Source organism: Cereibacter johrii, from assembly GCF_001720585.1.
GTDB lineage: Bacteria > Pseudomonadota > Alphaproteobacteria > Rhodobacterales > Rhodobacteraceae > Cereibacter_A > Cereibacter_A johrii.
This window is the reverse complement of record NZ_MABH01000131.1, coordinates 1-3,886: the sequence shown is the minus strand read 5'-3', so window position 1 is coordinate 3,886 and position 3,886 is coordinate 1. Positions and strand designations below refer to the sequence as shown.

At 71.7% G+C, this 3,886-nt stretch carries 2 protein-coding genes and 1 pseudogene; 1 reads left to right on the top strand and 2 read right to left on the bottom strand.

Annotated features, from left to right (window positions below; translation table 11 throughout):
* Window positions 1-205: 205 nt before the first annotated feature.
* Window positions 206-1,222 (top strand): nicotinate-nucleotide--dimethylbenzimidazole phosphoribosyltransferase, encoded by a 1,017-nt coding sequence (gene cobT, locus A9O63_RS10380; protein ID WP_069331863.1) that lies wholly within the window; start codon window positions 206-208, stop codon window positions 1,220-1,222.
* Window positions 1,223-1,285: 63 nt separating this feature from the next.
* Here the strand turns inward: cobT and A9O63_RS10375 are convergent, their stop codons facing one another.
* Window positions 1,286-3,154 (bottom strand): cation:proton antiporter domain-containing protein, encoded by a 1,869-nt coding sequence (locus A9O63_RS10375; RefSeq protein ID WP_069331862.1) that lies wholly within the window; start codon window positions 3,152-3,154, stop codon window positions 1,286-1,288.
* A 173-nt stretch (window positions 3,155-3,327) separates the two neighbouring features.
* Window positions 3,328-3,886: pseudogene (locus A9O63_RS10370) on the bottom strand (translation initiation factor 2); the annotation flags it as partial.

The window sequence follows — 3,886 nt, the reverse complement described above, 5'->3', positions numbered from 1 at the left end:
GCGGCCAGGCCCAGGCGGCCCCGGCGCCCCGGTCGGGCAGGGCCTGCCCCGGCAGCGGCAACCGCGTAAGAAGCGCCAGCGCCAGTTGCACGTCCGCCCACCGCTGCGACAGCCTGTCTTTCATCCCGTCTCTCCCGGCCACTGGTCTCCACCGCCGCTTCCCGATACCGAAGCGGGATCAGCCTAGCAACCGGAAGGACCCATCATGAAGGCTCCGTTCACCTCCCTCGCCGGCTTCCGTGCCGTGTTCGAGACGCTCCCGCAGGTCGATGCGGAGGCGGTCGAGGCAGCCACCACGCGGAACGAGACGCTGACGAAGCCGAAAGGGGCGCTGGGTCGCCTCGAGGAGCTCGCGATCTGGTATGCGGGCTGGATCGGGGACGGCCGGCCTGCGCTCGACCGGCCGCAGGTCGCCATCTTCGCGGGCAATCACGGCATCGCCGCGCGCGGCGTCTCTGCCTTCCCGCCCGAGGTGACGGTGCAGATGGTTGCGAACTACCGCGCGGGCGGGGCGGCGGTGAACCAGCTCTGCCGCGTCGCGGGCGCCTCGATGACCGTGACCGAGCTCGAGCTCGACCGGCCGACGCTCGATTTCACCGTCAGCCCCGCCATGACCGAGGACGAGCTGGTGGCCGCCCTTGCGGCCGGATGGGAGGCGGTCGGCGACGAGACCGACCTTCTCGTGGTGGGCGAGATGGGCATCGGCAACACGACGGCCGCGGCCGCCATCGCGGCCGCGCTCTTCGGCGGCACGGCGGCGGAATGGACCGGCCGCGGATCCGGTGTCGTGGGCTCCGCGCTCGAAGCCAAGACGCGGGTGGTGGCGGAGGGGCTCGAGCGGCACGCCGAGGCGCTCTCGGATCCGCTCGAGGTGCTGCGGCGTCTGGGCGGCCGCGAGATCGCCGCGATGGCGGGCGCCATCGCGCGCGCCCGTGTCGGCCGCACGCCGGTGATCCTCGACGGCTTCATCTGCACCTCGGCGGCGGCGGTGCTCCATGCGCTCACGCCCTCGGCGCTCGATCACGCCATAGCGGGGCATGTCAGCGCCGAGGGCGCCCATCCGGCGGCGCTGGCGCGGATCGGCAAGGAGCCGCTCCTCGACCTCGGGATGCGGCTCGGCGAGGGCACCGGCGCCATCGTCGCGATCAACATCCTGCGGAGCGCGGTGGCCTGCCTCTCCGGCATGGCGACCTTCGCCGAGGCGGGCGTGTCCGGGGGCTGAAGCCCCGGAAGCCCGGTCGACGCTCCTGCGGAGCGCTCGGCCGGGCTCGGGCCCGGACGGGCCTCACTCGGCGGCTTCGGGGTCGAGGGGGATCTGTCCGGCCTCTTCCAGCATCGCCGTCTCGAGGTCGTCGTCGAGCTGGCGTGCGCGGGCCACATAGGCCTCGTTCAGATGGGCGGGCTGGCCCGGCACCCAGAGCTCGGCCAGATCGCGCATGGCGGCGCGGTCCACGCGGTAGTAGGTGCGCGACCGCTGGGCCGCCTCATATTCGCTGAAGCCCATGTTCTCGAGCACATAGCGCCCCGCCCGGATCGAGCTGTCGAAGGTCTCGCGCACGATGTCGTCCGCGCCCGCCTGATAGAGCTCGTAGACATGCACCCGGTCGCGCGCGCGGGACACGATATGCAGGTCGGGCCGCACCTGACGGGCGTAGCGCACGATCCTGATCGCATTCTCGCGGTCGTCGACCGCCACGACGAGCACCGTGGCCTCGGCCAGCCCCGCCGCCTGCAGCAGTTCAGGGCGGGTCGGATCGCCGAAGAAGCCCTTCACGCCGAAGCGGCGCATGATCTGCACCGCCGCCATGTCGTGATCGAGCACGACGGTCTCGATCCCGCTCATCCGCACCAGCCGGTTCACCACCTGCCCGAAGCGGCCGATGCCTGCGATGATGACGCGCCCCTTCTCGTCGATCGCATCCGCCCCGAGGGCAGGGGCCTCCTCTCCCAGCCGGGTAAGCCAGCCCGCCACGAGGAACAGGACGGGCGTCACCAGCATCGAGAGGCTGATGACGATCAGCGCCTTCTGGGCATGGAGCGCGGGCAGGATCGTCTCCTGCGCGGCGAAGGCCACCAGCACGAAGCCGAATTCGCCCGCCTGCGCGAGGCCCAGGGTCAGGAGCCAGCGGTCGCGCCCCCTGAGGCCGAAGGACTGGGCGAGCGCGGCCAGCACCAGCACCTTGAGGCCCACAAGCGCCAGCGTGAAGCCCGCGAGCGTCCAGGGATCGGCCGCCAGCAGGCGGAAGTCGATCCCCATGCCCACCGCCATGAAGAAGAGGCCGAGCAGGATCCCCTTGTAGGGCCGGATGTCGGCCTCGAGCTGGTGGCGGAACTCGGAGTTGGCAAGAACGACGCCCGCGAGGAAGGCGCCGAGCGCCGGGGAGAGGCCCACCACCATGGTGAGGAAGGCCGTTCCCATCACGGTGAAGAGGGCGATGAAACTCCCCATCTCGGGCAGGCGCGAGGCATGGACATAGCGGAACACCGGCCGGGTCAGGAAGTGGCCGCCCAGCACGATGAAGCCCACCACGCCCAGCATCACCAGCGTATCGGCCCAGCCCGGCAGCGACTGCAGCAGGCCGATGATCGGCATGGCGGGGCCGTCCGTCGCATCGTGCGCCCCATGCGCCCCTGCGCCCGGCCGGAGCGCGATCAGCGGCACCAGCGCCAGCATCGGCACCACCGCGATGTCCTGCGCGAGAAGGACCGCGAAGGCGCTGCGCCCTCCGGTCGTGCGCAGCATCCGCCGCTCGGTCATGGTCTGCAGCACGATGGCCGTCGAGGAGAGCGCGGCCACCATCCCGAGCACGGCCGCCTCGGGCCAGGGAAAGCCCAGCCAGAGCAGCCCCAGCGCGGCGGCGAGGCTCGTCAGCACGATCTGCAATCCGCCGAGCCCCACGAGCGACCGGCGCATGGCCCAGAGCGCCGCGGGCTCGAGCTCGAGGCCCACGAGGAACAGCATCAGCACCACGCCGAATTCGGCATAGTGGCGCAGATCCTCTGTCTCGGCCCCGGCCAGCCCCAGCACCGGACCCATGACGATGCCGGCTGCGAGATAGCCGAGGACCGATCCCAGCCCCGCGCGCACCGCGAGCGGCACGATGAGCAGCGCCGCGCCGAGATAGATGCTTGCCTGCAGAAGAAGGCTTTCCATGCCGCGCTGCCCGTGCTGCCTCAGGGTCAAGCTATCGCTTGCCCTGTGGGACCTGTCCATCCTTCCGCGCAGGCCATGCTGTCGCGCAGGGCCGGATGGCGGCTCGCCGCCGTCTGGTCAGGCTCTCGGGCTTCTGCGCGCCCGCGCATGACGCGCGACGCGAAGGGCGGGGCTCAGCCCTTCGGCATGGACAGGGCGAAGATCCGGCTGCCCTTCTGGTAGCGCAGCTCGCTGCCCGTGATCGCCGCCACCACGCCGCCGTCGATCCGGTCCCCCACACGCACCTTGACGTAGCGGCCGTTCGACTGGCGCACCAGCGCATAGCGGTTCGAGGAGGAGCCGTAGACGCCGATCAGGTTCGTCTTCGACAGGTTGATGGCATTCGCGAAGGTCGCGTTCTGGGCCACATTGGCCCGCGTGGGAATGCGCGGCGCGACCGAGACCTCGGGCTCGTCCTCCTCCTCGGGCGAGGGGGCGCGGACGGCCGGAGCCACCTGCTTCGGCGGTGCAACGGCGGCCACCACGACCGGCGTCCGCGGCTCCTGCACGGCGGCGGCGACCGCGGCCTCGATGGCGTTCGAGAAGTCGCTCGGACGGGCCTCGGGCTTGCGCGAGACGGCGATGGCGAGCGGGCTGATCGCCCCGTTCGAGGTGGCGATGGCCTCGGGGGGCCCGTCCGGCCGCGGCGCGGGGCTGGTGGCCATGGCGATGGTGGCCGCTTGCGCAGGAGGC